The sequence below is a fragment of the Metabacillus sp. YM-086 genome (assembly GCF_048059995.1).
In the GTDB taxonomy this organism is placed as follows: Bacteria; Bacillota; Bacilli; order Bacillales; family Bacillaceae; genus Metabacillus; species Metabacillus litoralis_B.
Genome location: NZ_JBLUOI010000003.1, coordinates 26,166 through 52,274, shown reverse-complemented (window position 1 = coordinate 52,274; position 26,109 = coordinate 26,166). Strand labels below are relative to the sequence as shown.

The following is a 26,109-nucleotide window of genomic DNA, read 5'->3' as shown; positions in this document are numbered from 1 at the left end:
TTTATGCCGCCATTAGGACAGTGCGTGAAGGACGAGAGTGAGCGAGTGTGCAGTGCATAGAGCTTGCTGGACGCTGATCTTTCACTAATGAGCGCAATAACGGTATCGACTGGATCAGAATCGTTGGATCCTGTCTCTTAAATGAGACATGAAGGAGATGTTCCACTTGCTCACGTTCTTCTTTCTCCCAATAAAGGTCAATGAGCGGACTTCCTTCTTGATTCATCTGTTTCGCTAAGCGTTGTTTGGCTCGATGAATGGTTGATTTTACAGCTGTCTCAGATGTCAAAAAGATGTCTGCAATTTCAGTGAGCTGATAGCGAAACCCTTCTTTTAAGACAAGCATAACGACTTGCTTCGGTGTTAATTTGGTCGTCAAACGTTGAATAATCTCAAAACGAGTCGCAATATTGCTAGTCGAATCATCCGAATTCAGTTCATTAAGATCGGCTTCTAAGCACTCCTTATTGTGCTTTCGGATCGTATCAACCCAAGCATTGTGCGCCATCTTGTTCACTAAAGCTGCTGGAATTGAAGATTGGTCCCCATAATAGAGCCAAAGCTTCATCATCGCATTCTGAACCAGTTCCTCGCCATCCCATTGATTTTTTGCTAGTCCCAGACAGTATCGTCTCAGCTTAGGATAAAGCTCTTGAAAGTCTTCCTCATTTAATAAATTCTCTGCACCGTGCACACGGCTTCTCTGCATCACAATCACTCCTTCAGCACGTCTCTACTGTATAAACGGATAACGAAAACGAAAAGATACGGGGTGGAAAAAAATTTTTGTATGTTTAAATAATATTTTACCTTCATCCATTTCATAATGTACAATTTGTTACCCAAATGCAAATGAGTATAGACTGTCTTAAAGACTTGGATACCGTAAGTAAATATTGTGATGACTACAATTAATGGAATCGCGATACTTCTATTGATCATAAAAGCAGTATAGTCCATCGCCTAAGTTGAAAGCTTGATAAACTCAATTCCTCATAAATAATCTATGACCAATTGATACTAATCATTAAAGTAAGGAGAAAAACAAAAGAGTTTTGCATAAATGAAAGTTTTTTTTGCATGAAAATGAACGTTATAATCTAAGATACAAAAAAACAGACAGCAAAAGCCATAATTATCATCCTTTGACTTTAATTAGTTGCGCTCGACACTTATTAAGAATATGTAGCATTTAAGATTAAATTTTCCTATTTATATGTATACTATTGTTACCAATCTATACTTGCAGCTATTAATAAAATAAAAATGATACTCTGAATAATAATTTGGGGAACTAGCCAAAATCATTTAAGCAACTTTAAATGGGGAGGTTGAACAGTTAGCATTACTTCGCTAGTTTATCCATTATGTGGATGAATTTTCTCATCAATTCTCATAATAGGTATGAGGTGGATTTATTTGAATGTTGATTATTTTGTCTTGTTATTATTATGGATTATTTTCCCGTTTATATTGTATAAGATGGTCCCAAGAAATCGTCTACGAGAAGCCATCGCTACCTTTTTGTTTTTTCAAATGTTAACATGGTTGTTTAGTATTGGGCTAAGCTATACGAATACACTTGAATCTCCAATTAGACTCTTTAAGTATGCTACAAAACTAAATTTCACCATGGAATATTTAGTATTCCCAGCACTAGCTGTAGGGTTTCAATTGAAATTTCCTAATCATTCAAATTACCCAAGAAGATTACTTCACTATCTACTTTGGGTTGGGATCATTGTTTCTTTTATCTTTTTAATAGGGAAGTTCACAGACATAATGGATGTTAACAATAATCATCTAATAATGAGCTTCTTTAATTTTATTATTGAGCTCTGGTTGTCACGTCAATATGTCTTATGGATAATAAATAAAAATAATAATAAGAGTGATCAAATAATATGAAAATTGAGCACACAATTTTATATGTTATATATGCTTGTACATTTATTTCGCTTGCTTTTATACCAAAAAACAAATTGAAACAAGCAAGTATTATTTTCTTGTTTCAACAGTTTGCTACCTGGTTTTTAGGATTGCTTGTAGTCGAATTGCATCTAATAGAATACCCTGTAAGGGAACTTTCAAATATAAATAAATCAAGTTTTCTTTTCGAGTTCTTAGTATTTCCTATAATCAGCATATTCTTTTGTATATATTTTCCATATACAAAGAGTTTTATGAGAAAGTTTTTATACACAAGTGCTTTTTGTACAGGAATAACCATCCCTGAAACCATATTTGAAAGGTATACACAGCTTATTAAATATATAAAATGGGATTGGTATATCACTTGGTTATCTGTTTACGCTGCTTTATTATTATCTTGGTATTTTTATAAATGGTATTTTAAAATTAATAACAAGTAATACTTATGCGCTCTACATTTTTTGTTCTACTATTCATTTATTCCCTTCAAACACCACAATCCTCTTTACCATAGTATCACTCGAACTGGCCTTAAACTGAAATTAGCGCCTTTCCTTATCTCAATAAGGCGCTTTGATTGTTGAGTGTTCACGAAATGAGTTAAAGAAACCGTGGTACTCCCATTAGTATAAGGTTTGGTTTACTTCCTCTTACAATACGATACTATAGGAACTAACAAAACTTCGACTTGCATGTTTATCAACATAAACTAATGTGAAGACTGATAAAAAAATTAAAGAGGCTAATTTTTAAATGTATTTATTATTAGTTGTCATTGTTTATATTATCTTTGCTTATTACTTTGTTGATTGGAAAAACTGGAAAAAGTATTATCCAACAATTCAATTCTTTATTATTTGTAATTTGTTATATAATGTCATTTTTTATAATCATACCCTATGGAGATATAATGCCGTAACTGTTGACTGGTTAAATCATACTTTAATAGATATTACCTTTTCATTTTTCATTGTACCAGTCGTTATTATGATTTATTTAAGATATTATCCTAAAGGGAAAAAACAATACTTATATATAGGAATATGGATTGCTTACTTTACAATCATTGAATACCTTTTTTATAAAAAGGGACTTTTTATATACGAAAATAATTGGAACCTTTTCTGGTCTGGTGTCTTTAACTTGATTCTTTTTACTATGGTCAGAATCCATTATAAACGCCCTCTCACAGCATTAATCGTATCAATACCTATAATTGCAATTCTATTAACATTGTTCCACCCTTCCCTAAATGATTTAAAATAATTGATGGTGATTTTATGGCAAGTGACCAAATAACAACACCTGTTTTTTTACTATTGTTGTTCTCAGTATATATACTGATGTGGATTTATCTTTTTAGAAATAAAGATTAATATTTGTTCCTTAAGCTAAATCTTTCTATTGAGTGTGAACAAGCTAATTAGGTTAGAAATGTCCGGAATATTTATCTAAGTTTTATAACTTTCTTACGTTAGTTAGAAAAACTGATCATACTCTAGTTCCAAAGAACAACTAAGGGTATGATCAGTTTTTTTGTCATGACAACTTACATATTACAGCTATGTAAACTAGATAGTAGATAGAATTATTGCTATAAAAGAAATAATACCGCCTGCAATAAGTAGTCCTCCAACAAAATCATTAATTTTAGGCTTATCCAATATTTGATTTAATGATGCCAGAATTATATAAATAATTATTATAGCAACAATTGGTTCGGTTATTTCTTTAAAAGCATATTCATGCTCGGCATATAGAAAGCTAAAGCTCATAAAACTCCCCAGCAGAATGAACCCAAGGAAAATCTTCAACGAGTAATTCATTTTACTTATAGAAATTCCCTTTTTGTTAAGAATCTTTATTACGATATTAATAACGATAATACTAAAGAGTGTCTTTAGCAATACTTGTTAATTCCATTCAATCTTCCCCGTCCTATACAAGTTCAAAACCATACCAAACAAAATAATGTCTATAAAAGTCTAACAATAAAGACGCAAATGTTAGTACACATTTGCGTCTGATTGTTCATTAATCCTTTTTTAAACCATATGTTATTTCATAAAAGCATTAACAAAAAAATAAATTAAAACGTACATAAGGTATAAAACTCAACTCGTTCTCTCTACTTATATTTTACAACTAATTTTAAACTATTTATAGACTGCATTTTCTAAAATACATAGCCTATACTGTTATAAACAAATCAAAAAATGATGAGGTGTTTCAATGACTGACAAAAAAAAGGTCTTAGATAATGGTCCTTTCTTTCATGGTACTAAAGCAGAACTAAAAATCGGAGATCTTTTAGAACCGCAACATTTTTCAAATTACCAAGACAAAAAATCTAACTACATCTATTTCACTGCAACATTAGATGCAGCTAAATGGGGTGCTGAATTAGCAACAGCTGAATCAAAAGAAAGAATATACATAATAGAACCATTAGGTGATTTTGAGAATGATCCGAACTTAACTGACAAAAAATTCCCTGGAAACCCAACACGTTCGTATAGGTCTAAATCTCCTTTAACAATAGTTGCTGAATTAAGTACATGGGAAAGACATTCTGATGAAGAAATTAATCAAATGCATACAGCTTTAAAGAAGTTACGTGAACAAGGAAAAGCTATCATATATGATTAATCTTCAACACCTAATAAAGGTTTGGCTTAAATAAATCATCTTTTGTTCAGCTCCATAAATATAAATTTCGAAAGACCTCTTTCCTAAGCAGAGGTCTTTTCTAATATGATCACTAAAAAGTCAACATTAAATGATGTTGACTAAGGTAATTCATCTTGATTCTTCACTACAATTTCATCCTTATTTTCCATGAATTCTTTTAAGGTTTCTTTCTCTTTCTCTTTTCTGTCTGAAAAATGAGACATAAGAATTGCAAAAAGAACATAACCGCCAATAATGACCACTATAATAAAAACAATCGGAGTAGCTCCACTCAAATCAAGTTCTTGCATAGTTCCACATCCAATAATAAATATTTTATTTATAAAGTAACTACTCTCGTTAGTGTGCCACAAATTTTCTTAAAGCAAAGGACTTTTGTAAATAAATGTGGTAACTTCCTCAAATTGTAGGTAAAACTTTTATTTTTTAGTTTACAATGAATATGTAAACATACTACAGCTTTCTATCTCCTCATTAAATATATCTAAAAACCGAACACTTGTTTCTTTTTGGGGTTTATTCTATAATTTACATATACATATAAATTAAGGAGAATGATCATGGACTCTAATTTGGTACAACTTATTAAATATACAAAAAAATACGACCCGTATCTTTCAGCTTTCTACTTACCTCCTGACAAACTACAATTTACCTGTTATCCTCTAGAAAAAATCAATAATCCTAATCTGTCAAAAGAAACCATTCATGTTTTATTACTGAATGGAGATATTCCGGTTGGCTATTTCGCCTTAGAAACTGGAGAAAAAGTGTTGAAATATACTAAAAATAAGAATGCTCGATTATTAACTGCATTCTCCATTAATGATGCCTTTCAAGGTAATGGCTTCGCTAAAAAAGGTCTTCAATTATTACCCCATTTTGTAAAAAAGACTTTAGAAAATGTTGATGAAATAGTACTAGGTGTTAATAAGAAAAATACAGCTGCAATCAATCTATACAAAAAGACTGGTTTTGTAGATCATAATAAAACCTTCTTAGGACCAATTGGCGAACAACATATCATGCATTTAGACATTTCAATTTAAGAAGACTAAATATATTTTTTCGAAGTAATTTCTATTAGTATTGGATAAAACTTCACCTTATGGATGATTTTTTCAGACAAAACAGCCCCCTTAAGTCTGTTCTTATATACAAAGAGGACTATTGACTTTCAATACGTTTCCAAGTGAACAAAGTAAAACCTGATTACGATAATCTCGCAATCAGGTTTTTGTAATCGATATTAGTGATTAGCTTCTTCTCATCCTTACCCCTTACCCATATAAGGAAAATAAGGATATTTAATAAGAGACTTTTTATCATACTCCGGTTTTATAAAGTATGTATTGGACGAAAGTACTGTTGGAGTTAAACTTGAATTACCTGAACCATCGTAATAAGTTGGTTTTCCTTGCTCCTTGTTCATGTTTATTTACCCCTTTTCATGGTATTTATACTTTGTCGCTTTTAGGAGTATGAGTAAAAAGAACTAATGTAAACCTCACTCCTATAGAACTATTATACCATTAAACTATAACTAATATATCCTATTTTTTACAAAAAAGTAAATTTATTAGTATGATTTGATTTCCTTAGTAAGAATATGGTTATGTAAAATATAGTGAAAAAAGTAATTTTACTCCACAATCTCTCCTGTATATTTGTTGTAATTCACTGAGATGTATCCTACAGAGCCATTTCGATTTTTCGAGACGATGATGTCAAGAGTATTGTCTTGAGATTCCTTATCGTAATAGGCTTCACGATATAAGAACAAAATCACATCGGCGTCTTGTTCAACGCTTCCTGATTCCCGAATATCTGACATCATTGGCCGTTTATCTGCTCGTGATTCGACCGATCGGTTTAGCTGTGCCAAGCAAATAACAGGGCATTTAAAATCCTTTGCCATTGTTTTGAGAGATTTGGAGATTTCTGTTACTTGTTGATGTGAATTACCACCGTAGATTTGTCCTGGTTGAATGAGTGTTAAATAATCAATAAAAAGAATCGGTTTTTTATTTGGATATTGATTCATCATTTTACGCGTTTTTGCTCTCATCTCCGCTACAGTTTGTCCAGAACCATCAAAAATTTGTATATGAGTTTCGTTAAGATGACCGATTACATTCGCCCAATTATTCTTCTGATTTTCACTTAGCAATCTTTTAGGATCGCGCATTTTTGAACGGTTAAAACCACCTGTTGATGCAATTAATCGCTTAGTAATTAGCTTTTCCGGCATTTCTAGGGAAAATATTAGTGGTAAATAGCCAGCCCACCCTGACATTTTTGCAAAATGAAGCATCACATCCGTTTTTCCCATCGATGGTCTTGCAGCAATAATCGTTACTTCGCCTTCCTGAAATCCTCCTGTCATCTCGTCAAGCTTATTAATACCAGTTGTTGCAGCTTGCAAAATAGTTTGTTCTTCCCAAGGTGCCTCATAAATAGTTAACAGTGCTTGTTGTAAGGAAGTATGATCGTCAACTTTGCTTTGGTTAATTCTATCCAACTCAGCAATAACCTTAGCAATCTCCCAATCATTATGAGCCGCAACTGATAAGATGTTTCTCTTTTCCCGCTCCTTCCAAGAATCGAGGATAAGTTTTTCCATTCCTTCAAATCTCTCTAGATCTGCAAAGGAAAGCAATTCCGCAAGATATGACATCCCACCAAAGTTTTCAAGGTCTGGTAAAGTTGTGAGTGAAATTAAGTCAATATTTTTCCCTTCACGATTCCATTCCACCATCCTTCGCATTAATTCTTGATGGCGAGTACTTGCTAATTGTTCAGGTTGAACGACCGTATCCTTTAGCAGGTAATCTGCCTTCATTAAACTACCTAAAAATGCTTTTTCAGCGATACTCATCTCTTCAAAACCCGTTACGATAAATTCAGCATAATTTAAACTCATAATAAATTCCTTCCTTAATTTTTTTCACACTTTATATACGAAAAAAAATCGTCAGAGTAGCATATTTTTTGTAAATATATTGTAAAATTTTTCTATGGTTAGTCAAAACAATAATGCGATGGACTATTAAAAAAATACTTACACAAAGTTTAAGAATTTTTTCATTCAATAACGAAAAAATAGGATAATTTTCTCAATATAGAATCCAACTAATCTAATAAAATAAACTTTATACTAAAAAAATAAATAGATAAAACTATAAATAAATTGCAAAATACGACAAAATTACACAAAGTTTTTTAGTAAAATTGTAGATATCGTTTAATATTAATAAAATAATCGTAAACTTTGTAAAATGAACATTAGAAAAGTTACATGTAAAGGTATTATTGGGGGAAATGTTATGAGGAACACTGCAGCACAAACGATTGAACAAAGGCACGACTATCACACTGTTAAGTGGTATAAAAATTGGAAGCTTATCACAAGCGGTATCGGTATTATTTTTATACTTATTGTGATTGGATTGACTTACTATCAGGCAAATCATTTTAATGCCAAGATTACGATTAATAACGTAAATGTTGGTCACTTAACCGTTGAAGAGGCATTAAAGCAATTACAATCATCCGTTTTGACTAACGAAGTTTATATTGGAAATGAACTAATTTTCGATGGCAAAGATACAAAGATGGAATTTACAGAAGATGATCTACCAGCAATCAAAAAGCATTTAAAAAGCCAGTGGACATTTTTCCCTTCATTTAAATCAAAAAACTATTTCTTAATGCCAAAAACCAAAGACAAATATCGTAGCGAAACACTTAAAGAAGAATTTGAACAAAAACTCATTTCAATGAATCAGCAATTAAAAGCACCAAAAGATGCACAAGCCATTTTGAAAGATGGAAAAATAATCATTTCAGAGAGTAGAGATGGCACTCAATACGATGTTACTACTCTATTAAATAATTATGATAAACAGGAATATATCAGCGAGATTCATCTCGACTCTTCATTTATTCTTCCGATTAAGGAAGACAGCGAGATTGTAAAAAATCAAGAAAAAAAGCTTCAGCAGCTTCTACAGGGTACTGTTGAGTATAAGGTACAAGATCAGGTGTATTCTTTAAAAGCAAGTGAGCTCATAAAAAATGCCACAGTCTCGAAAGATTTGGACGTATCCATTGATCCTGCGAATATCACAAATAAAATAACTGAAATCGATAACTCTCAATCCACATTAGGTAAACATTTCACCTTTAAAACCCATTCAGGGAAAGTCATTTCTGTTAAGGGTCAAGGCTACGGTTGGGCACTAGATGTTGAAAAAGAAGCAGCCCTTGTTAAAAGTGCTTTCGAAAATGGAGAAAAAGCGTTATCTGCAACTAATATTATCGGAAATGGTTGGAGCAATGAGGGCTATGGCTATAACACGCTCACAAACAACGGCATTGGCGATACTTATGCTGAAGTATCGATTAAAGAACAGCGGATTTGGCTTTATAAGGATGGAAAACTTATTCTATCAACACATGTGGTTACTGGTAAGCATAGTACGCAGCAAGATACTCTTCCTGGAGTATGGTATATTCTCTATAAAAGAAGTCCATACACTCTAACTGGTAGCACTGCGGGTAATCCTAATTACTCAATAGAAGTTGACTATTGGGCTCCTTTCACAAACAGCGGGCAAGGATTTCACGACGCAGGCTGGCGAAATAACTGGTCAAGCAACGCTTATCTGACAGCAGGCTCCGGTGGGTGCGTGAATGTCCCTCCTAACGTTATGAAAGAGGTTTATAATAATCTCGAAACTTATGAGCCGGTTGTTGTTTATTAGAAAAACTAATGAGAATTTTTTACGGTAAATAGCCAGTATCTTTGATTTCTCAGTAATCATAGATACTGGCTATGTTTGTGTAAAATTATTTAAGTAATACCTCAGCCAACAAATGATAGGTTCGTACTTTATCCTCAAAATGAAAAGTATTGTTAATAATCATAAATTCATCTGTTTGATAGTAATCGCTTAGTCTTTGTATTTCCTCTCTTACCTTCTGAGGGGTTCCTACAATCATCCTTTTTCTATTTTCCATGAGCTTTTCTTTATCTCTTGGTGAAAGCTTCTTTTGTTTTGGTGATGGAATTCTTGTATCTAGTCCTCTTTCAACGGCTAAAAGCCATAAATCTTGACTCACGGCAATTTCTTCTGCTTTTTCTTGTGTATCAGAACATACAACAAAAATACATACATTCGTTTTAGGGCCTGATTGTGTTTTTGATGGCTGAAAATTCCTTTTATAGGTTTCCATTGCATATAAACCGTTTGTTGGATGTATGAAATGGCCAAATGTAAATGATGTCCCCATTTCTCCTGCCAATCTGGCTCCACGATGTGTTACACCTAATAACCACATTTCAGGAAATGTTTGAATGCTTGGATAAGCTTTGACATTGTGAGATGGTTGAGAGTTAGTGTCGAATAAATAGTCTTGAAGGTCTGCAACCTGTCTTGGAAACTCATTCATACTTTTTCTTATCCCATCTGTTAATGCTAAACGAGTTATGGTTGAACCACCTGGTGATCGCCCTATCCCAACATCAATTCGATTTGGAAACAACGTTTCTAACATTTTAAAGTTTTCTGCGACTTTATATGGACTATATTGTGGAAGAAGTACACCTCCTGAGCCGATACGTATCTTTTTTGTATTTGCAGCAATTTGTGACATAAGTATCTCTGGAGAGGTCCCAACCATTCCATTTGAGTTATGATGTTCAGCTACCCAAAACCTTGTATAGCCTAATTCCTCTGTAATTTTTGCTAGCTCAATCGTATTTTGAAGAGCATTAATAGCAGTTTGCCCTTCACTAATAACAGATTGATCGAGAACGCTGAGTTTCATTTCTTACACCGCTTTTCTTAAATCGTGTTGAGTAATTAGTTTATATGACATTTTTATAGTTCTCAATTATCTTGCCTTTTCTACATACAATAAAATTTTATTTTTTTAAAATATAAATATTTTCATGATTGAATTGCTCATTTATTTCCATTTTGATATATTAGTAGAATAAATATACCAACTTTTTTATAAATATTGAAAGAGTGATGTCATTGAAGAAATATTCTGTTTTACTGTTTCTTGTGTTAGCTAATTTATTTTGGGCAGGTAATTATGTATTTGGTCAATACTTAGTTGCTGAAATGACTCCTTTGCAAATGACGTTTTTCCGATGGTTAATCGCTGTTTTTCTCCTTGTACCTTTAGCACATTTTATCGAGCGGCCAAATTGGAAAAGTGTTTGGAAGGAGTGGAAAACTCTCCTTGTGTTAGCTGTACTTGGAATCATAAGTTATAACTTTCTATTATACGAAGCTTTACAGTATACCACTTCACTAAATGCGGCTTTAGTCAATTCTATTAATCCAGCTGTTATCGTCTTATTTTCAGTGTTATTTCTTAAAGAAAAAATTCAGCTTAAAAATATGATTGGATTAATGATTTCATTATTAGGTGTACTTCTAGTGTTAACCAAAGGACAGTTACATCTAATTTTCCATAATAACTATAATCAGGGCGATATCCTAATGATCTTTGCTATTATCGTTTGGACAATTTATTCTATAATCGGGAGAAAAACAAAAAATATTCCCCCTATCGCTGCTACCTCTGTTTCAGTTATATTTGCGTTAATAATGCTGCTTCCAATGATTGCGGTTAACGGAAGTGATTTTAATTTAAATCTAAGTCATCAAGCACTAATCGGAATTTTGTATATGGGAATGTTCCCTTCTGTTTGTTCTTTTATATTTTGGAATATCTCATTAAGACATATTGATGCTAGTAAGGCCGGAATTTATTTGAATTTAATCACAGTTTTTACAGCAATCATAGGTTTAATTCTTGGCAAAAGCATTTCAGTTGTTCAAGTTGTTGGTGGTGTTTTGGTGTTTATGGGGGTTTATTTAACAAGTATGAAAGTGAAGGCTAGGAAAGGAAAAGTGGAACAGATTCCCGGGGAAACTTTTAAAATATAGGAAAAAATAGAAAAAAACACTCACAAGCATTCATAATTCAATCTTTGTGAGTGCTTTTTTACATTTTAGAAAGCTTAATCCATTCCCAATTTAAATTTAGCACGATACATTGCAGCGTCAGCATGATTTATGAGATCCTCTACCGTTTCTCCATCTTCTTTCGAAAATGCGGCACCTATGCTTGCCATAATAGAAATTGGATGCCCCATGATGATGATTGGTTCGGAAATGACAAACTCAATTCGGTTCATTAGCGACGTTATTTCTTCTCTTGTTTCTATATTCATTTGAAGAACCGTGAATTCATCTCCACCCCAGCGAGCAACAATGCCTTCGTCTCCAACAGCAACTCTCATCCTTTTAGCTACTTCAATCAGAAGTTGATCTCCAACGTCATGTCCAAACGTGTCATTTACGTATTTAAACCCATTCAAGTCAAGTAGCATTAGAGCGTGATGTTTGTCTTTTACTTCCTCTAGTAGCTGCCCTACTTGTTCCTTAAAATAACGTCGATTTGGCAGATCTGTTACAGTGTCGTGGTTGGCTAAATACGTTATTTTCTCTTCTGCTTCTTTACGCTCTGTAATATCACGCCCGACCCCAATCGTTTGAATGATCTTTCCAGATTGATCACGAATAAACTCAGCTGTTGTTTCAAACCATCGATATTCACCATTCTTATGTCGGACTCTACCAGTAAATCGAACTGTATCTTGATCTATAACCAATGACTTGCGATGCTTATGAAAATTATCATTAGTATCTGGAGGGTTAAAAGATGCTCCTGGTTTTCCAATCACCTCTTCTTGAGTATAGCCAAGTAATGCCTTAACGGTTGGGGAAATATATGTAAATATGCCGTCAGCAGACATAGAAGATATAATGTTTTGAGACTTTTCCGATATTAATGTGAAGATTTCTTGAATATCTGATATTTCATTTTTTAATCCAATTTGCTCCGATATATCTTCAAATCTAATCAAACTTCCCATTTCCTTCTCGTCACTAATAAGCGGAACAATTGTCACCTTTACATATACAACGTGACCGTTTCGATGTTGAATTGCTAGTTTTGCTTGGTCCTTCAAGCCTTCCTCTGAATAATCATCGCTAACACCGGCTGTAAGAAATAACTGCTGTAATGATTTTTGCTCCAACTCTTTTTTGGTATATCCAAAAATAGTTGATATTGAGGTATTTCCGTATAAAATAGAACCATCAACATCAACAAGACATATACCATCTGGATGATGATCAAAAAGAAGCGGAATTGCACCAGGTTGTTCGAGTATATTTCGTTGTAACATGATTGAATGATCCACCTTTAATTTTACATAGTCTTCCACTATTAACTATCTATGCAAACGTTAATATATTCTATTATTATATTTGTTTGTTATGATCTATAGCAAAGGAATTTATTTCTATAAATAACATCATTCTAATCTCTACCATTAAATTTAACCCTCTATATAAACGACAAAAAACCGTACAGTTTATACTTACAGGTACGGTTTTGAATGCAAAATACGAATTAACATTGCTTTTCAGATAGTAACTCGCAATAGGATTGAAAACCAATTTGGCAAGTATATTAGCAAAGAAAAATGCTTGGAGACATATATATGCTCCAAGCATTTTCACACAAAGATATGCACCCAATTATACGATTTACAAATCTTCAAGAATCGCCAGAAAATAAGCTACTTAAGAATAAGCGGAGAAATTCCTCTTAATGAGGAAAAAGCAAGAAAAATAGTATAAATAGACGGAAATATTCCTTTTATTTAATCGAAAAAGATGAAAATGGACCATTTTGCTTTGCTTAACAGGAAAAATTCCGCTTATATCCCCCAACCGAGATCCATTCTTCAGTCCTAACCGGAAAATCTCCGCTTAAAAACTATTAGATACTTCGATGAAAGGAGATACTTTATTGTTCATATTCATAAAGTATCGTCCTCGACTATTGCAACTTAATTAGAAAAGAAGTTCATTATAACCAATATTTAGCTATTTATCGTAACCGCATTACTTTCTAGCTGGTTATTTACGAGTTTGTTGATATCTTCAAGAATTTCATCGACTTGACTAGAAGTAATACCCGTCTCAGGAGTTACTTTGCATTCTCCAAATGTCATTCCCTTCATCATTTGGAAAGCAACATGTGGTGGCATTTCACCGTGCATAAAGTTCGTTAAATTTTGCTCTAATAAGGCCTTTGCTTCAGGATAGTAGATTAACTCCCCAAGGACACTTTCATGAGTAAATATCTTTTGATCTACTTGGGCTAACTGAAACGTAAAGAAATAGTCACCTGATCCGAGAGTAAACGTTGAACCTTGTTTTTCGACTCCATCTAATGTTACGTTCGTAGCTTGAGTAGGTAAGATGATGTCCCCCTCTGTATTAACTGGCACGGTAACCTTCAAAGTGACCTCATCTTGTTTAAGCTTCCATTCACTCATGACTTCTCCATAAAGTGTTTTATAGCTCGCTTTGACTTCGCTCATACCTAGTGAACTGATTTTAGGTACAATGGTTACTTTCTTAAAACCAGGTGTCGTTTCATCAAAAGAAATACCTGCGATTGTATTGTACATCCACTCAGCCACCGCCCCATAAGCATAGTGATTAAAGGATGTCATGCCAGAATCGTTAAACGTACCATCAGGATTCATACTGTTCCAGCGTTCCCAAATTGTTGTTGCACCACTTTTCACTTCAAATAACCACGAAGGATAATCCTCTTGTAGCAATAATCTTAACGCTGTTTCATGATATCCATATTTCGATAATACTGAACACAAATGTGGCGTTCCTAAAAATCCAGTTGTTAGGTGATAATCATTCGCCACAATCATACGGTGAAGTTCGTGTGCTGCTTTTTGTGCGGCATTGCCTTTTAACAGGTTAAATGCAAGTGGGATAATATAGCTTGTTTGAGTACCACCAATCACCTTTCCGTTTACTGTTGTAAATTCCGCTTGAAAATCTGCAACAATTCTTTCATATAAAGCAAAGTACTCGTCTGCATCTTTCTCAAATCCTAAAACAGATGCTGCTTTTGCTAAAATGTGTGTAGAATAAGCATGATATGCCGTTGCAATCAACGGAATTGGAGTCGCACCAACTGGTGAATGTGGGTCTCCATCAAGTGCTAACCAATCACCGAACTGAATTTTTGCTTCCCATACTGTTTCATTTGTTGCAAGGCTTCTTACTTTTTCCACCCAAGCCTTCATACTTTCATATTGCGTTTCAAGTATTTGCTTGTCTCCATACACTTGATATAAAGTCCAAGGAATAATCGTGGCAGCATCGTTCCAACCTGAAGCTACTTGATCTCCTGGTATAATGTCAGGAATGACAAACGGTACTTGTCCGTCAGGTTTTTGATCTGCTTTTAAGTCTAATAGCCATTTTTTAAAGAAAGATGCTCCTTGGTAGTTATAAAGAGCGGTTCCAATAAATACTTGCGCATCTCCCGTCCATCCAAGTCGTTCGTTTCGTTGCGGACAATCTGTTGGTACATCAACAAAATTTCCTCTTTGCCCCCAGATGACATTGCTGTGCAATTGATTTATTAATTCATTATCTGTGATAAATTCACCGGTTCTTTCCATATCAGAATGAAGAACTTGTCCTTCAAATGAATCTAATGGTAAGTCTTCTGTTGGGTATCCTTCTACTTTTACATAACGAAACCCTTGGAACGTGAAAGTTGGTGCATAGATTTCTTCTCCGTCACCTTTTGTGATATAGATAACCTCTTGCTTCGCTGTACGAAGATTTTCTGTATAGAAATTTCCCTCTTTATCAAGAACTTCCGCATGTTTTAACGTAATCTTTGTTCCCTTCGGTGCTGTGACACGCATTTTCATCCTACCAACCATGTTTTGTCCCATGTCTAAGACTTTTTCCCCGTTTGGAGTTACGATGTATTGGATCGGCTTAATCGTATCTGTCACTCGAACAGGCTCGTTTTCTTGTGCTACTAGATCAGCTGAAGGTTTAAGAGGACATTCTACTGTTTCCCAACTGCTATCATCAAAAGCTGATTCACTCCAGTTGTTCTCAAGTCTTGCATCATATGTTTCTCCGTTGTAAATGCTTGATGATACAAAAGCACTTTTACCAGACTTCCACTCTTCGTTTGTTGTAAAAATCTCTTTTTTACCATCTTGATAGACTACATGTAATTCAAGTAAAGCTGATAGGTTTTCTCCATAGTAATATGGCTTATCAAAGCCCATACCTTTATACCAGCCATCAGATAAAAGAATTCCAAGGGCATTGTTTCCTTTTACTAAATGATCAGTAACATCATATGTTTGGTATTGTAAGCGGTGATGATAACTAGTCCATCCTGGCGTTAATAAGGCATCTCCAATTTGATTACCATTCATATTGAGTTGATAGAGTCCCAAGGACGTCACATAAACTCGTGCTGAGCTAATGTCTTGTTCTAAGAAAAACGTATTTCGAAGGGCAAAGACATCTTCCTCCACTTCCTGATTTTTCGGTGAAATCCATTTTGCTTTCCAACTAGCATCCTTTAAAAAAGCAGTTTCAAACCAATTTGTAGTACTCCAATCAGTAGATCTTCCGTAGTTATCTGAAATTCTTACTTTATAAAAATATCGTGTGAATGATGTCAAAGGTTCCCCTTCGTATTGGATATGAGTACTCTGATCACTATTTACTTCATTTGAATCCCATACAATTCTAGTAAACTGCTCATCATATGCTACCTTAATTTGAAAGGAAGCTTGTGTTGTGTTTCTTTTATCTGATTCAATCATCCAAGAAAATCTTGGTTTCGTTATGTCTGTTCCTAAAAGAAATGGTTGGTATTCGCAAGTTAAATGACTGATTTTCAACATTATTTTCGTTCCTTTCTTACTCTATTTGATTCCATCATATCAAAACAAATAGAAGGAATTAATAGTAAAATAAAAGTAATGTACTGCTCGAATCAAAGATTTATCCTGAGTTGCTAAATTTTTATCTATTTTCCTATATTAATATTATCTAGAGTATAATGTGTAGATCTTCGATTAGAGCAAAACACATCTTTGTTTTGACTATAGTTTTCTGTGTAAGCGTTTGCTACTATACGATTAACAACTTACAAGCGCTTGTTGAAAAATTATACAGATAAACATGATAAGGAGTGTGAAATGATGTCAGTTGAAACGAATGTAACTAGAACATCTGAGGTAAAAATAAATCAACCAGCTAAAAAAGAGGTAACAACTGCTTTTAAATGGTTCCATGCTACATCCCTTAATGGAGGCCACATGCTGGTACTAGCCACAATTGCTAGTTACTTCTCCGTTTACATGACGGATACAGTCGGTATATCAGCTGGAGCTGCTGCTGGGATCATGTTGGTTGCTACCCTTTGGGATGCAATTAATGACCCGATCATGGGTACGATTGCCGATCGAACGAATTCGAGATGGGGACGTTATCGACCTTATTTTTTATTTGTTCCAATTCTTTTTACTATTAGTAGTGTATTCCTTTTCATAAATCCAACTGGATTAGATACAACTGGTAAAATTGTTTATATTGGTGGTTTGTATATTTTAGTAAATATGTGTACAACAGCTTTAACCATGCCTCAAATGGCTGTTCTTCCTGCTGTTACGAAAAATGATAAAGAGCGTAACAGTGTCATTACTTTAGGTGCAGCATTTACCGCTATTGCCTTTACAATTGGATCAACCTTTACACCACAGCTTACTGGATTATTCGGAGGAAGTTATACTCCATTAATGCTGATTTATGGTATTATCACAATCTTATGTTTTTGGGGATTGTTTACTACATCAAAAGAAAAATATATTACAACGTCAGCAAAAATTCCATTTACAGCAGATTTAAAGAAATTGTTTAAGCATAAAGAAATTTATCCACTAATCTTAGTATGGTGTTTAGCATCAGTAGGATATGGTTTTATGTTCGCTTCTTCTGTGTACTTTATGATGTACTATATTGGTAGACCAGATTTGATTTCATTTTACATGGGGATCATTTCAATTGGTGCACTCGTCTCTATGGTTGTCGTTATGCCAATTGCCTTAAAAATCTTTAAAACGGGTCATCAAGCTATGTTAGTGACTCAATTGATTACATTTGTTTTTTATGCAATCGCATTCATTTTCGGTGATAACTTAATCGTATTATATGTATGTTCATTTATCGCTACAGCTATTGGTGCCATGTCAAATGCATTGGTGAATATTTTAGTAAATGATACAATTGACTTTATTTATTTAAAAGAAAAAACGTCATTAAACGGTTCAATCGCTTCCCTTAAAGGCTTTGCCCAAAAATGTGGAAGTACTATTACAAACTCAGGAATTTTAGCTTTGCTTGCGGTATCAGGATACATTCCAGGAGCTATTGGACAGCAGCCTGATTCAACAATGTTCACATTAAATTTCGTTCGCTTTGGGATCCCTGCTATCATTTGCTTAATTATTGTGGTTTGTATGAAGTATTATCCTCTTGAAAAATATCGTCTAGAAATAGCAAAAATGAAAAATGATTCAAATGAGTAATCGTTTTGCTCATTTCTTTGAAAACGCTATCGTATAATTTAAATTAGATTGTTATAAAAGTAAATTAATATACTCAATTTCATAAGAATAGCCCTTATAACCTAAGGTAGAAACCAAAGGTTTTAGGGCTTTTTTTGCATCAATTTAAAATCGTGCATTCCACACAATCTTTGCTTCACTTTTTTGCCAAGAGTTGGTCTAAAAACATTGAAATGCGCACCTTTCATTGTTCAATAAAGTTGCTTTAGTTTAAAGAAGTATATTCTTACTATTCATTAAGATTTTCATAGAACTCTTGCAGAATAGGTTCGATATTTGGCTCAGTAGTGTAATAATTATCATTAATCTGATTAGGCGAAAAGGTAAAAGTATCATCTTCTTGAAAGAGAGAAACATTAAATAAATAACCAGTCCTACTCTCTTGATTTTCATCTGGAATGAAGTTTATTTCTTGTATTTTATATAAAAGGGCATCTATAATTTGTTTATCATTAACAACTTTTTTATCTCCAGTACTTCCATCAATAATTTCTATTTTGGTTACATCTTCAATATCTTTTTGGTAAAGATCAGATAAAGTAACGGGATCTGACCCGCATGCAGCTAAAATGCAAACTAAGACGATGATATATATAAATCTTTTCAAAATATCCTCCCCTTCCCCTAATGATTTTACCATAATAATCCATATCCATCCCGTACAATATAATGTTTTTTTGTAAGAAAAAGCATCGCCATAACGATCCTTTCTTTATCTATTGCGCTATTTGCCTGAAACTGTTTATTAGTGCAAAACAACTTATCATATTACTTATTTTTAATTTCTTCTAATAACGAAATGATCTTTTTGTTTTGCTCGATTAATGTATCGTTTTGATTTCTCATTTTCGTAAAATCGAAAAGAAATACTATTAGAATTATTGTGATAAAGAAAATCATTTATTTCACCTCAGATAACATTTTTACTACCCCATAGTACCGCAAAACAATGCCTTTATTTCATCTTCTTATTATTTATATCCGTTAACTATTGCAGGAATAAATAAACTCAAAGCTAGGCAAATGACTGCAGCCAATTTCGTCTGTTTAATAGCTCGTTCATCCCCTAACTTTAAGTAATAGAAAAAGGATAAGCTGAAATAGAAACTAAGTACAATCAGTATTAGAGAAAGGATCTCAATCCAATTACCTGTGCCAGTAATTTTGTCCATTCAAACACCCACCACTCATTTTAGTTGCAGTTTTTAATTAGAAATGATCAACTATACAAAACTAATTATTCCAAAAATCACCATTTTACACAATAGATTTTCGGAATAAGCTATTTTTTTCAAGAATGGCGCTTGGTTTGTTGAATATTGCTATCATTTTTGGCTAATATTAAAATCTTGCGCTTTCAATTATGGAAAATCGTAAAGGAATGTAAGCATATAATTAATTTTCTTTATTTATAGGAAGTATGGGCTCATGCTCACTATATCTTGAATACGTCCAACCCTCATTTGAGACATCTGTACAATTCTCATCAATACATGTAAATATATAGGATTCTTTTTCGGTTTGAACATTAATTTCATAGTGAAAAATAGACGCTGGGTCAGCCACATTGAATCTACTAACCCCTTGTTTTATCGCATAAACGTTCTCTTTTGAGGCAATTTCTTTGTATTGCTCATTTTCTAATACCATTTGTGTCATTTCTCCCAAAATCTGTTGGTCATCTAAATTAGGGGCATAGGTGCTTTTAATATAGCTATTAATTCCTAAATAGAGATTTAAAACTAGGCTAGTAGAAAACAGAATGATAAGAATCATGACCTTTGGTTTCTTTATCATTTATATACCTCACTCACTTCTTAGTAAATTAACATTCTTTTATTTGTAGCAAATCATAAGCTTTCCTGCTTCGTTAGCAAAAGAACCCTTTTGCTTTGGCCTCACGAAGTACTCCTTGAACAAAATCTGTCTTACCTTTTGTATAAGAAACTCTATCAAATGGATATTGCGCTGCCAAATCAAGCTTTAATTGATGATATTGTTTTAATACATCATGATTATTTCTCAAATAGTTTCTAAACAGAATTTGATTGTTCCAATGTTCCCCCTCAAACTGATAAAAATGCAAGTGATGTGTACCAGCTCTCCACTGTCCCTTTCTGAAAAAGCGTCTTTCTGGAAAATCTGTATGATTCACAAATTCATATCCTACTTGTTGTAATGGTACAACGTAAGTTTTAATTATTTCTAAATCATATACTCCTATAGCTATATCTAAAATAGGCTTAGCACCTAATCCTACAACAGACGTACTTCCTATATGTTCAATAGACTTTACATTGTGATCTAATATTTCATGTAGTCTAACTTTTTCATCTTCAAACTGCTTAGACCAATTAATAGTGTAATCTTCAATTATTATTTTTTTATCCATTTTGGTTTCACCTTTAAATCAGACCTAGGATATTGAATTGTTCCCTGTTTTTTACAATACTATTTTACAGAATGAACGGACCTTCTTCAATCTAACTTTAACAACGAAAAAAAATGCAAATGCTATGACACATTTGCGTTATGGTGCTACTTTAACATTTTTATTGTCATTTATTCAGTTGTTATGTGTAGGTTTTGTCCTATTCTCAAGAAATCGTATCAGCTCTTTGTTCACAAATGATCATTAAATATGGAAATTTTTTTTAATTACAGCACTTGCTACAAATAAATTTAGAATTTCGTGCGGATCCATTAGATACCTGAAGCTAAAAATCAACGCAATATTTTTTCATTTTTCCTCAATTTTTCATAATAGATCCCAGAGATTGTCTGTGTAACTAAAAATACCGGAAACGAATATGAAAGTTTATATCCTTTTTGAAATGTTATAATCTCCATTTTCACAAAAATCCATTGGAAGAAGACCCCAATTAGTGCCCATCCTAGTATGTAGATGACTACGGTTTTCTTATTTATGTTTAAACCTTCATAAAAGTAAAAAAACAAATAGCCAAATGGAGCATAAAGTAGGAAATAAACAAGATCAAATACTTCGTATCTGTTTGAATCACTTACTCTATAAAAGTCAAGCAAGCCCCCACCAATGGTAAAATCGAACAGCATACCGATCGTAACACCCCAGAATAGACTTAATAAGGTTGCCCTTGGTGTGAATTTCTTAGGTAATAAAAAAATAATTAGATAGGCAAGTAAATTAAATAAAAGTAAAGAGACTTCATTCTTATCAAAGCTTTCCCAAAGCATCATTAACTTGTCCCCTCTTTATTTTCCATTACGTTTACGCCTATTAAATATAGATAAGCAACAATGTTTAATAAGAAAAAGTAAATGAAATCAAATGCAAAATTCCAATTCATATATTTAGTCACATGAAAATAAATCCCGCCCAAAGCTAGTAGTGATAAAAATGAAGTGGATGAAAATAAGACGAGTATAAATCGATTGAAAGATTTTGATTTCTTAAGCAAATTCATCGTGATAACAACAATTAATGGAACAGCTATGCTTCTATTAATTAGAAATGATGTATAGTCCATTGGGTTAGTTGACAGCTTAATTAGTTTCAATTCCTCATATATAATCCAAGACCAATTCATACTGATTATTAAAGTAAGGAGAAAAACAAAAGAATTTTGCATAAACGAAAGGTTTTTTGGCATGAGCACGAAAATGAACGTTATAATCCAAGATACAAAAAAATAGATAGCAAAAACCATAAATATCACCCTTTAGCTTAAGTAATTAGCAACAATATTTAGATTCTCCTATTTACTTGTATATTATTGACACAAAACGATACTTAATCTATAAATCAGATAAATATAAATGAGCAACTTGATGAAATACCGTAAAAAAAGGAAGTTGTTTTATTCGGTTGGGTGTCTGATGCAGTACTGCTGCCAAAGTGCAGGAACGTGGGATCAAGTTAAAGAGTTAACTGCTGATATTGTCGCATGGAAAAGAATGAACTTTTCTGTTTCAGATTACTCAGGATGTAAACTAACTTAGCCAAAAAATGTTTAAAAAACCACCAAAAAATACGTACAAAAATATGAACCATAGAACTGATATTCCTCCAAAAATGCAGATCTTATACCTTGGGCTATTCTTATCAAAAGTACCGAACCACTCCGCCAACAAAACGATTACGAATGTTAAAAATACATATTGTATTAAATTACTCATCTGGGAATTTTGTTTTAATGTAAAAAAATCATTAGATAAATAATAAAGGCAAGTTAATATGAGGAAGATTAAGAAATATAAACTCAGCCAAATGAGACGACCTTTTCTAGTTTTCAGAATATCCCCCCTAGAAAGCTTTTTAAAAGAACATCCTGCATTCAAAGATATGAATTCTTGAGGGTATCAATCCCCCCTCAAAAAATACACTTTTAAAAAACCATCATGAATAAAACTGTTACCTCACAATTATAACCATTAACTTAATAAACACTTGCCGATGCTATTACGGCTATGCACCACATAATAAGTGTAAAAGAAATCGTAAGCCAAAATGTATTAACCGCAGTTTTTTCTTCATTCTGAACCTTTTTCATTATCGTTACTAAATTCAAACAAAATATGATGCACAATATAGGCATTAAAAACCAGCCTATATAGAGATGCAATAATCATTTATTTCTCTCCCATTGTTAAGTATTGCTGTTACTATCTGTCCACGCAATTCTTCAGTACATAGCAACTTTTGTAAGATCGTATTATTTTTTATTTTCCTTCTTATATTCGTATGGTTCCTTCGCCCAATAATAAAACAAAAAAATCAAGAACATGATAAAACAAATACCTATATTGTCTATCCACTTAATCTCTTTATTCACTATTAATTGCCAAGTAGTCAAGATTACAAAATGTACTAAAGGAAAGCTAATGCTCTTTACAAACATATTGGTAATCAGTCCCCTCGTATGTTTATAATTAGTTTAATAACTCTAATTTCAACTTATTTACTTCGCCCGGAAGTTTAATTGTATTTCTTCACAAATTCATCCTTTTTTTAACATAATTATCCATGTGTCATTTTTTGCATATACCCTATTAAAAGCAACCTCCAAAAATCTTGAACAGGTAGTTTCACTCAACAGTATAAATTTGATTAGACAAAGTACAAAGACTCCGAAAAGTGAAAGGGTGAAAGGAATGATTGTTAAAATTGAATTTAATTATGAAACCGATACAGAGTATATGACTTGCCCTTCAAAAATAGGGAAAAACCTCCGAAAATTACAAAGTGATTTTGATAAATGGCTATATAACAGAGAATGCAATCATCCTTATTGGGAATTAGCTTATATAGACGAAGAGGGAAATGAGTTTTATGGAGTTTGTTTCAATGCAGATGCTTTTGTGTATTGGCTTAACAAAGTAAGGTTTAATAAAGGTAAAAAAGTTGCAAGACTGATAGATATTCCAAACAAAACACCTAAAAAAACGATTAAGTTCTAATATACACTTAATTCAAAAGTAGACTGTTATATTCTTTCACTGAACATACACTCTTTTGTTATCTGTGATCGTGATTTAGGTAAAGCAACCCCTTTATTTAAGAAACTACTTATTCAAATATCATATACTAATCAGCTATTGTTATTATTACGTAAATCGTTTAATTCAGGAATATGCTTATAAATACCTGATAGCTTATTTAAAATCTCTAATTTAACTTCATTCCCACCTTCTCCCGTAATAGCTGTATTAACAAAACCATAAGTTATTTTCAGCATCCTCTTCTGTAAGATTGTTAATAGCACCTAACATAAAATCAAACCTATTTAAATTTGAAGTTTCTTTCATCATTAACCTCCACTTCATTTTGCATTTTATCTTGACCGTTTAAGGTCTATGTACATTTCCAAATAAGTTTTTCTAATATCCTAATGTTTTTAACCTACGTTAGATACAGAATAAAAAGAAATAATCCCTAACACGCCAAACAATTGAATAATAAATCCAACTGAACTACAAATCAAACCCGAAGTTGCTAATCCTCCTCCGATGTAACCTGTTTTTTCTATTTCTTTTAGAGCCTTTCTTGCTATAACAATCCCGATAACCCCCAACACTAAGCCAAGAAATGGTAAAAGTATGGAAAGAATACCTATGGATAAGGAAATTACAGAATGACTACTTGTTTTAGTTTTTCTATCCATCAGAATTTACACCCCAATTCCCCTATAACATAAACTCTTCTACCAAGTTGATTTTAGTGGTTATCTTTTATAATACTTATTATACTTTAACATATATATCCAAATTAACAGATTGCTTTGATCAGCAATTTTGCCTGTTACACTAAAACACATTACACATTTGTGCTTTGAACATGCTCAAATATGACTATTTCTAAATGGTGAACTACATATATATCCAATATAAAGAAATACCTCTCTAAATAAAAAAGGGGCTTGGCTTTTAAAGGACTTATATTGCGTACTTGGGGTAGGTGAGGAATATGCTTGCATACCAATATCTTTTGCTATAAAGATAGCACGTTTCATATGTAATGGGTCACTTACAATAGTAAATGTTTTCAGTTTGTTAAATAACGCAATATCATAGGCATATATAAGATTTTCTTCGGTAATTCTCGATCTTGTTTCTATTAAAATATCCTTTTCTTCTATACCATTTTCAATTGCATAATCTTTAGCAACTTCTGCTTCAGTATAATCATTTTCACTTCCTTTACCACCAGTAAATATAACTTTTTTAACGTATCCATTCTTATAAAGCGAAATAGAATGATTTATTCTCTCTCTGAATACTGGTGAAGGTTGATCTCCCCACACAGCTGCACCCAGTACAATAGCTGCATCAGAATGAACCAATTGATCCTCCTGACTAAAAGACCATATGGTATACGCTGAATAGGCAATCAATATAGAAATAAATAATACGATTAGCAAACAAATTAGACGTAATTTCTTAATTCCCATTCAACACATCCTATCTAGTTACCCTAAAAGGCACAATGTAAATTAAATAATAGAATAGTTATCAGAGCATAACCAAGTTCATGAATAGTAGTAACGAAGATTCATGTCAAAAAATAATAAAAAATTCCATAGTCATCCTTCCGTGTCTACTTTATCTCAAAATTTCTCACAATTATATTTTACCATATATATCCTATTCTTCTTTGGATTTTACTAAAAAAAGATTGCTTTTCCCCATACCCTAATGCGTGTGAAACTGACTACACCATTTAATAGCTACTATACAATTTAAAATGGTATAGTTAAGTAGAAGTGTACAGTTCCATACTACCTATATTTTTTAACTATATTTTTTATAATTTAATAAAAAACTTAGGAGGCATTCCTATATATGATAAAAAAAGATTCTAAAGAAAAAATCCTTGAAATTGCCTCAAGGCTTTTTCAATTACAAGGGTATCATGCAACAGGTTTAAACCAAATTATAAAAGAAAGTGGCTTACCAAAAGGTTCACTTTATCATCATTTTCCTAACGGGAAGGAAGAATTGGCCATTGAAGCTGTAAAATATACTAGTTTGTATATTGAGGAAAAAATTATATCTTTTTTTGAAAATGAGTCAGATCCAATAGCGGCTATGCAATCTTTTATTATTGATACTGCAAACCAGTTTAGGAAACCTGAGGACATTAAAGGCATTCCTATCGGTTTACTTGCATGTGAAACAGCTTTAATAAATGAGCCTTTAAGACTAGCATGTATGAACGCATTTCATAACTGGGAGCAATTGATTGTGAATAAGTTTAAAGAAGCGGGTTATAAGCAGGAGTTAGCTGAGAAAGCTGGGATTCTTTTTAATTCTTTAACTGGGGGCGGTATTATGCAATCCATTACAAACAAGGACCCTCGCCCACTTATAGCAATAGCAGAAGCAATCCCATTACTTTTCTCAAAAAAGGGGTAGAATGTCCTGTAGAA

General features: G+C 32.8%; 27 protein-coding genes. 11 read left to right on the top strand and 16 right to left on the bottom strand.

Annotation, left to right across the window (positions count from 1 at the left end; genetic code table 11):
* Nucleotide 1 precedes the first annotated feature (1 nt).
* Nucleotides 2–709 carry a sigma-70 family RNA polymerase sigma factor gene (locus ACEWK1_RS02075; RefSeq protein ID WP_416635501.1) on the bottom strand — a complete coding sequence of 236 codons (708 nt, stop codon included), beginning with the start codon at nucleotides 707–709 and terminating at the stop codon, nucleotides 2–4.
* 710 nt (nucleotides 710–1,419) lie between these two features.
* Here ACEWK1_RS02075 and ACEWK1_RS02070 point away from each other — a divergent pair.
* The 3 genes from ACEWK1_RS02070 to ACEWK1_RS02060 all read left to right on the top strand — a co-directional run bounded on the left by ACEWK1_RS02070 (nucleotide 1,420) and on the right by ACEWK1_RS02060 (nucleotide 3,198).
* On the top strand, nucleotides 1,420–1,908 hold the full coding sequence (locus tag ACEWK1_RS02070; protein WP_212138269.1) for a CBO0543 family protein: 489 nt from the start codon (nucleotides 1,420–1,422) through the stop codon (nucleotides 1,906–1,908).
* Nucleotides 1,905–2,372, top strand: coding sequence for a CBO0543 family protein (locus tag ACEWK1_RS02065; protein WP_121662062.1), 468 nt, complete (start codon nucleotides 1,905–1,907; stop codon nucleotides 2,370–2,372). Before ACEWK1_RS02070 ends, ACEWK1_RS02065 begins: the two co-directional genes overlap by 4 nt.
* Nucleotides 2,373–2,685: 313 nt before the next feature.
* A complete protein-coding gene (locus ACEWK1_RS02060) occupies nucleotides 2,686–3,198 on the top strand; it encodes a CBO0543 family protein (RefSeq protein WP_251405559.1) in 513 nt (170 codons plus the stop codon).
* Nucleotides 3,199–3,503: 305 nt separating this feature from the next.
* Here ACEWK1_RS02060 and ACEWK1_RS02055 read toward each other — a convergent pair whose 3' ends face one another.
* On the bottom strand, nucleotides 3,504–3,707 hold the full coding sequence (locus tag ACEWK1_RS02055) for a hypothetical protein (RefSeq protein WP_212138271.1): 204 nt from the start codon (nucleotides 3,705–3,707) through the stop codon (nucleotides 3,504–3,506).
* A 457-nt stretch (nucleotides 3,708–4,164) separates the two neighbouring features.
* On the opposite strand from ACEWK1_RS02055, the gene arr reads away from it, so the two are divergent.
* Nucleotides 4,165–4,581, top strand: a complete 417-nt coding sequence (gene arr, locus ACEWK1_RS02050; RefSeq protein WP_212138272.1) for an NAD(+)--rifampin ADP-ribosyltransferase — start codon at nucleotides 4,165–4,167, stop codon at nucleotides 4,579–4,581.
* Between the two features lie 140 nt (nucleotides 4,582–4,721).
* On the opposite strand, the gene ACEWK1_RS02045 is transcribed toward arr, so the two are convergent.
* Nucleotides 4,722–4,913, bottom strand: coding sequence for a hypothetical protein (locus tag ACEWK1_RS02045; RefSeq protein WP_212138273.1), 192 nt, complete (start codon nucleotides 4,911–4,913; stop codon nucleotides 4,722–4,724).
* A 270-nt stretch (nucleotides 4,914–5,183) separates the two neighbouring features.
* Between ACEWK1_RS02045 and ACEWK1_RS02040 the strand changes: the two genes are divergently transcribed.
* Nucleotides 5,184–5,672: a GNAT family N-acetyltransferase gene (locus ACEWK1_RS02040; protein ID WP_212138274.1), complete on the top strand. Its 489-nt coding sequence runs from the start codon at nucleotides 5,184–5,186 to the stop codon at nucleotides 5,670–5,672.
* A 224-nt stretch (nucleotides 5,673–5,896) separates the two neighbouring features.
* Here ACEWK1_RS02040 and ACEWK1_RS02035 read toward each other — a convergent pair whose 3' ends face one another.
* A complete protein-coding gene (locus ACEWK1_RS02035; RefSeq protein WP_212138275.1) occupies nucleotides 5,897–6,055 on the bottom strand; it encodes a hypothetical protein in 159 nt (52 codons plus the stop codon).
* 210 nt (nucleotides 6,056–6,265) lie between these two features.
* Complete coding sequence (locus ACEWK1_RS02030) at nucleotides 6,266–7,546, bottom strand: replicative DNA helicase (protein ID WP_416635496.1); 1,281 nt, start codon at nucleotides 7,544–7,546, stop codon at nucleotides 6,266–6,268.
* Between the two features lie 403 nt (nucleotides 7,547–7,949).
* Here ACEWK1_RS02030 and ACEWK1_RS02025 point away from each other — a divergent pair, with 403 nt between their 5' ends.
* Nucleotides 7,950–9,389: a L,D-transpeptidase gene (locus ACEWK1_RS02025; protein WP_373995097.1), complete on the top strand. Its 1,440-nt coding sequence runs from the start codon at nucleotides 7,950–7,952 to the stop codon at nucleotides 9,387–9,389.
* Nucleotides 9,390–9,474: 85 nt separating this feature from the next.
* On the opposite strand, the gene ACEWK1_RS02020 is transcribed toward ACEWK1_RS02025, so the two are convergent.
* Nucleotides 9,475–10,455, bottom strand: coding sequence for an LLM class flavin-dependent oxidoreductase (locus tag ACEWK1_RS02020; protein ID WP_416635494.1), 981 nt, complete (start codon nucleotides 10,453–10,455; stop codon nucleotides 9,475–9,477).
* 206 nt (nucleotides 10,456–10,661) lie between these two features.
* Between ACEWK1_RS02020 and ACEWK1_RS02015 the strand changes: the two genes are divergently transcribed.
* The gene (locus ACEWK1_RS02015; RefSeq protein WP_162987360.1) at nucleotides 10,662–11,591 is read left to right on the top strand and encodes a DMT family transporter; all 930 of its coding nucleotides are present in this window, start codon (nucleotides 10,662–10,664) and stop codon (nucleotides 11,589–11,591) included.
* Nucleotides 11,592–11,665: 74 nt separating this feature from the next.
* On the opposite strand, the gene ACEWK1_RS02010 is transcribed toward ACEWK1_RS02015, so the two are convergent.
* Together ACEWK1_RS02010 and ACEWK1_RS02005 are read right to left on the bottom strand one after the other, a co-directional pair.
* Nucleotides 11,666–12,898 (bottom strand): diguanylate cyclase domain-containing protein, encoded by a 1,233-nt coding sequence (locus ACEWK1_RS02010; RefSeq protein ID WP_121662075.1) that lies wholly within the window; start codon nucleotides 12,896–12,898, stop codon nucleotides 11,666–11,668.
* A 702-nt stretch (nucleotides 12,899–13,600) separates the two neighbouring features.
* Entirely contained in the window at nucleotides 13,601–16,477 is a 2,877-nt protein-coding gene (locus tag ACEWK1_RS02005) for a family 78 glycoside hydrolase catalytic domain (RefSeq protein WP_416635491.1), read from the bottom strand.
* Nucleotides 16,478–16,777: 300 nt separating this feature from the next.
* Between ACEWK1_RS02005 and ACEWK1_RS02000 the strand changes: the two genes are divergently transcribed.
* Entirely contained in the window at nucleotides 16,778–18,163 is a 1,386-nt protein-coding gene (locus ACEWK1_RS02000) for an MFS transporter (protein WP_121662085.1), read from the top strand.
* A 268-nt stretch (nucleotides 18,164–18,431) separates the two neighbouring features.
* On the opposite strand, the gene ACEWK1_RS01995 is transcribed toward ACEWK1_RS02000, so the two are convergent.
* The 6 genes from ACEWK1_RS01995 to ACEWK1_RS01970 all read right to left on the bottom strand — a co-directional run bounded on the left by ACEWK1_RS01995 (nucleotide 18,432) and on the right by ACEWK1_RS01970 (nucleotide 21,741).
* Nucleotides 18,432–18,842, bottom strand: a complete 411-nt coding sequence (locus ACEWK1_RS01995; RefSeq protein WP_416635488.1) for a hypothetical protein — start codon at nucleotides 18,840–18,842, stop codon at nucleotides 18,432–18,434.
* A gap of 331 nt (nucleotides 18,843–19,173) precedes the next feature.
* The gene (locus tag ACEWK1_RS01990) at nucleotides 19,174–19,374 is read right to left on the bottom strand and encodes a hypothetical protein (protein WP_121662086.1); all 201 of its coding nucleotides are present in this window, start codon (nucleotides 19,372–19,374) and stop codon (nucleotides 19,174–19,176) included.
* A 223-nt stretch (nucleotides 19,375–19,597) separates the two neighbouring features.
* A complete protein-coding gene (locus ACEWK1_RS01985; RefSeq protein ID WP_212138289.1) occupies nucleotides 19,598–19,999 on the bottom strand; it encodes a hypothetical protein in 402 nt (133 codons plus the stop codon).
* A gap of 73 nt (nucleotides 20,000–20,072) precedes the next feature.
* Nucleotides 20,073–20,594 (bottom strand): GrpB family protein, encoded by a 522-nt coding sequence (locus ACEWK1_RS01980; RefSeq protein WP_212138290.1) that lies wholly within the window; start codon nucleotides 20,592–20,594, stop codon nucleotides 20,073–20,075.
* A 332-nt stretch (nucleotides 20,595–20,926) separates the two neighbouring features.
* On the bottom strand, nucleotides 20,927–21,421 hold the full coding sequence (locus ACEWK1_RS01975) for a hypothetical protein (RefSeq protein ID WP_121662089.1): 495 nt from the start codon (nucleotides 21,419–21,421) through the stop codon (nucleotides 20,927–20,929).
* Complete coding sequence (locus tag ACEWK1_RS01970) at nucleotides 21,421–21,741, bottom strand: hypothetical protein (protein WP_416635485.1); 321 nt, start codon at nucleotides 21,739–21,741, stop codon at nucleotides 21,421–21,423. The genes ACEWK1_RS01975 and ACEWK1_RS01970 overlap by 1 nt, the downstream gene beginning before the upstream one ends.
* Before the next feature lie 271 nt (nucleotides 21,742–22,012).
* Between ACEWK1_RS01970 and ACEWK1_RS01965 the strand changes: the two genes are divergently transcribed.
* Together ACEWK1_RS01965 and ACEWK1_RS01960 are read left to right on the top strand one after the other, a co-directional pair.
* Entirely contained in the window at nucleotides 22,013–22,183 is a 171-nt protein-coding gene (locus ACEWK1_RS01965; protein ID WP_212138292.1) for a hypothetical protein, read from the top strand.
* A 1,152-nt stretch (nucleotides 22,184–23,335) separates the two neighbouring features.
* Entirely contained in the window at nucleotides 23,336–23,641 is a 306-nt protein-coding gene (locus ACEWK1_RS01960; RefSeq protein ID WP_212138293.1) for a hypothetical protein, read from the top strand.
* A 437-nt stretch (nucleotides 23,642–24,078) separates the two neighbouring features.
* On the opposite strand, the gene ACEWK1_RS01955 is transcribed toward ACEWK1_RS01960, so the two are convergent.
* Nucleotides 24,079–24,345, bottom strand: a complete 267-nt coding sequence (locus ACEWK1_RS01955; RefSeq protein WP_121662094.1) for a DUF4190 domain-containing protein — start codon at nucleotides 24,343–24,345, stop codon at nucleotides 24,079–24,081.
* 177 nt (nucleotides 24,346–24,522) lie between these two features.
* Nucleotides 24,523–25,131 (bottom strand): YdcF family protein, encoded by a 609-nt coding sequence (locus ACEWK1_RS01950; protein ID WP_416635482.1) that lies wholly within the window; start codon nucleotides 25,129–25,131, stop codon nucleotides 24,523–24,525.
* 391 nt (nucleotides 25,132–25,522) lie between these two features.
* On the opposite strand from ACEWK1_RS01950, the gene ACEWK1_RS01945 reads away from it, so the two are divergent.
* On the top strand, nucleotides 25,523–26,095 hold the full coding sequence (locus ACEWK1_RS01945; protein WP_416635480.1) for a TetR/AcrR family transcriptional regulator: 573 nt from the start codon (nucleotides 25,523–25,525) through the stop codon (nucleotides 26,093–26,095).
* Nucleotides 26,096–26,109: the final 14 nt, after the last annotated feature.

Bases quoted from the DNA above. Each gene is read 5' to 3' on its own strand.
- ACEWK1_RS02075 (WP_416635501.1), bottom strand. From the start codon at position 709: ATGCAGAGAAGCCGTGTGCACGGTGCAGAGAATTTATTAAATGAGGAA.
- ACEWK1_RS02065 (WP_121662062.1), top strand. From the start codon at position 1,905: ATGAAAATTGAGCACACAATTTTATATGTTATATATGCTTGTACATTT.
- ACEWK1_RS02060 (WP_251405559.1), top strand. From the start codon at position 2,686: ATGTATTTATTATTAGTTGTCATTGTTTATATTATCTTTGCTTATTAC.
- ACEWK1_RS02055 (WP_212138271.1), bottom strand. From the start codon at position 3,707: ATGAGCTTTAGCTTTCTATATGCCGAGCATGAATATGCTTTTAAAGAA.
- arr (WP_212138272.1), top strand. From the start codon at position 4,165: ATGACTGACAAAAAAAAGGTCTTAGATAATGGTCCTTTCTTTCATGGT.
- ACEWK1_RS02045 (WP_212138273.1), bottom strand. From the start codon at position 4,913: ATGCAAGAACTTGATTTGAGTGGAGCTACTCCGATTGTTTTTATTATA.
- ACEWK1_RS02040 (WP_212138274.1), top strand. From the start codon at position 5,184: ATGGACTCTAATTTGGTACAACTTATTAAATATACAAAAAAATACGAC.
- ACEWK1_RS02035 (WP_212138275.1), bottom strand. From the start codon at position 6,055: ATGAACAAGGAGCAAGGAAAACCAACTTATTACGATGGTTCAGGTAAT.
- ACEWK1_RS02030 (WP_416635496.1), bottom strand. From the start codon at position 7,546: ATGAGTTTAAATTATGCTGAATTTATCGTAACGGGTTTTGAAGAGATG.
- ACEWK1_RS02025 (WP_373995097.1), top strand. From the start codon at position 7,950: ATGAGGAACACTGCAGCACAAACGATTGAACAAAGGCACGACTATCAC.
- ACEWK1_RS02020 (WP_416635494.1), bottom strand. From the start codon at position 10,455: ATGAAACTCAGCGTTCTCGATCAATCTGTTATTAGTGAAGGGCAAACT.
- ACEWK1_RS02015 (WP_162987360.1), top strand. From the start codon at position 10,662: ATGTCATTGAAGAAATATTCTGTTTTACTGTTTCTTGTGTTAGCTAAT.
- ACEWK1_RS02010 (WP_121662075.1), bottom strand. From the start codon at position 12,898: ATGTTACAACGAAATATACTCGAACAACCTGGTGCAATTCCGCTTCTT.
- ACEWK1_RS02005 (WP_416635491.1), bottom strand. From the start codon at position 16,477: ATGTTGAAAATCAGTCATTTAACTTGCGAATACCAACCATTTCTTTTA.
- ACEWK1_RS02000 (WP_121662085.1), top strand. From the start codon at position 16,778: ATGTCAGTTGAAACGAATGTAACTAGAACATCTGAGGTAAAAATAAAT.
- ACEWK1_RS01995 (WP_416635488.1), bottom strand. From the start codon at position 18,842: ATGGTAAAATCATTAGGGGAAGGGGAGGATATTTTGAAAAGATTTATA.
- ACEWK1_RS01990 (WP_121662086.1), bottom strand. From the start codon at position 19,374: ATGGACAAAATTACTGGCACAGGTAATTGGATTGAGATCCTTTCTCTA.
- ACEWK1_RS01985 (WP_212138289.1), bottom strand. From the start codon at position 19,999: ATGATAAAGAAACCAAAGGTCATGATTCTTATCATTCTGTTTTCTACT.
- ACEWK1_RS01980 (WP_212138290.1), bottom strand. From the start codon at position 20,594: ATGGATAAAAAAATAATAATTGAAGATTACACTATTAATTGGTCTAAG.
- ACEWK1_RS01975 (WP_121662089.1), bottom strand. From the start codon at position 21,421: ATGATGCTTTGGGAAAGCTTTGATAAGAATGAAGTCTCTTTACTTTTA.
- ACEWK1_RS01965 (WP_212138292.1), top strand. From the start codon at position 22,013: ATGAAATACCGTAAAAAAAGGAAGTTGTTTTATTCGGTTGGGTGTCTG.
- ACEWK1_RS01960 (WP_212138293.1), top strand. From the start codon at position 23,336: ATGATTGTTAAAATTGAATTTAATTATGAAACCGATACAGAGTATATG.
- ACEWK1_RS01955 (WP_121662094.1), bottom strand. From the start codon at position 24,345: ATGGATAGAAAAACTAAAACAAGTAGTCATTCTGTAATTTCCTTATCC.
- ACEWK1_RS01950 (WP_416635482.1), bottom strand. From the start codon at position 25,131: ATGGGAATTAAGAAATTACGTCTAATTTGTTTGCTAATCGTATTATTT.
- ACEWK1_RS01945 (WP_416635480.1), top strand. From the start codon at position 25,523: ATGATAAAAAAAGATTCTAAAGAAAAAATCCTTGAAATTGCCTCAAGG.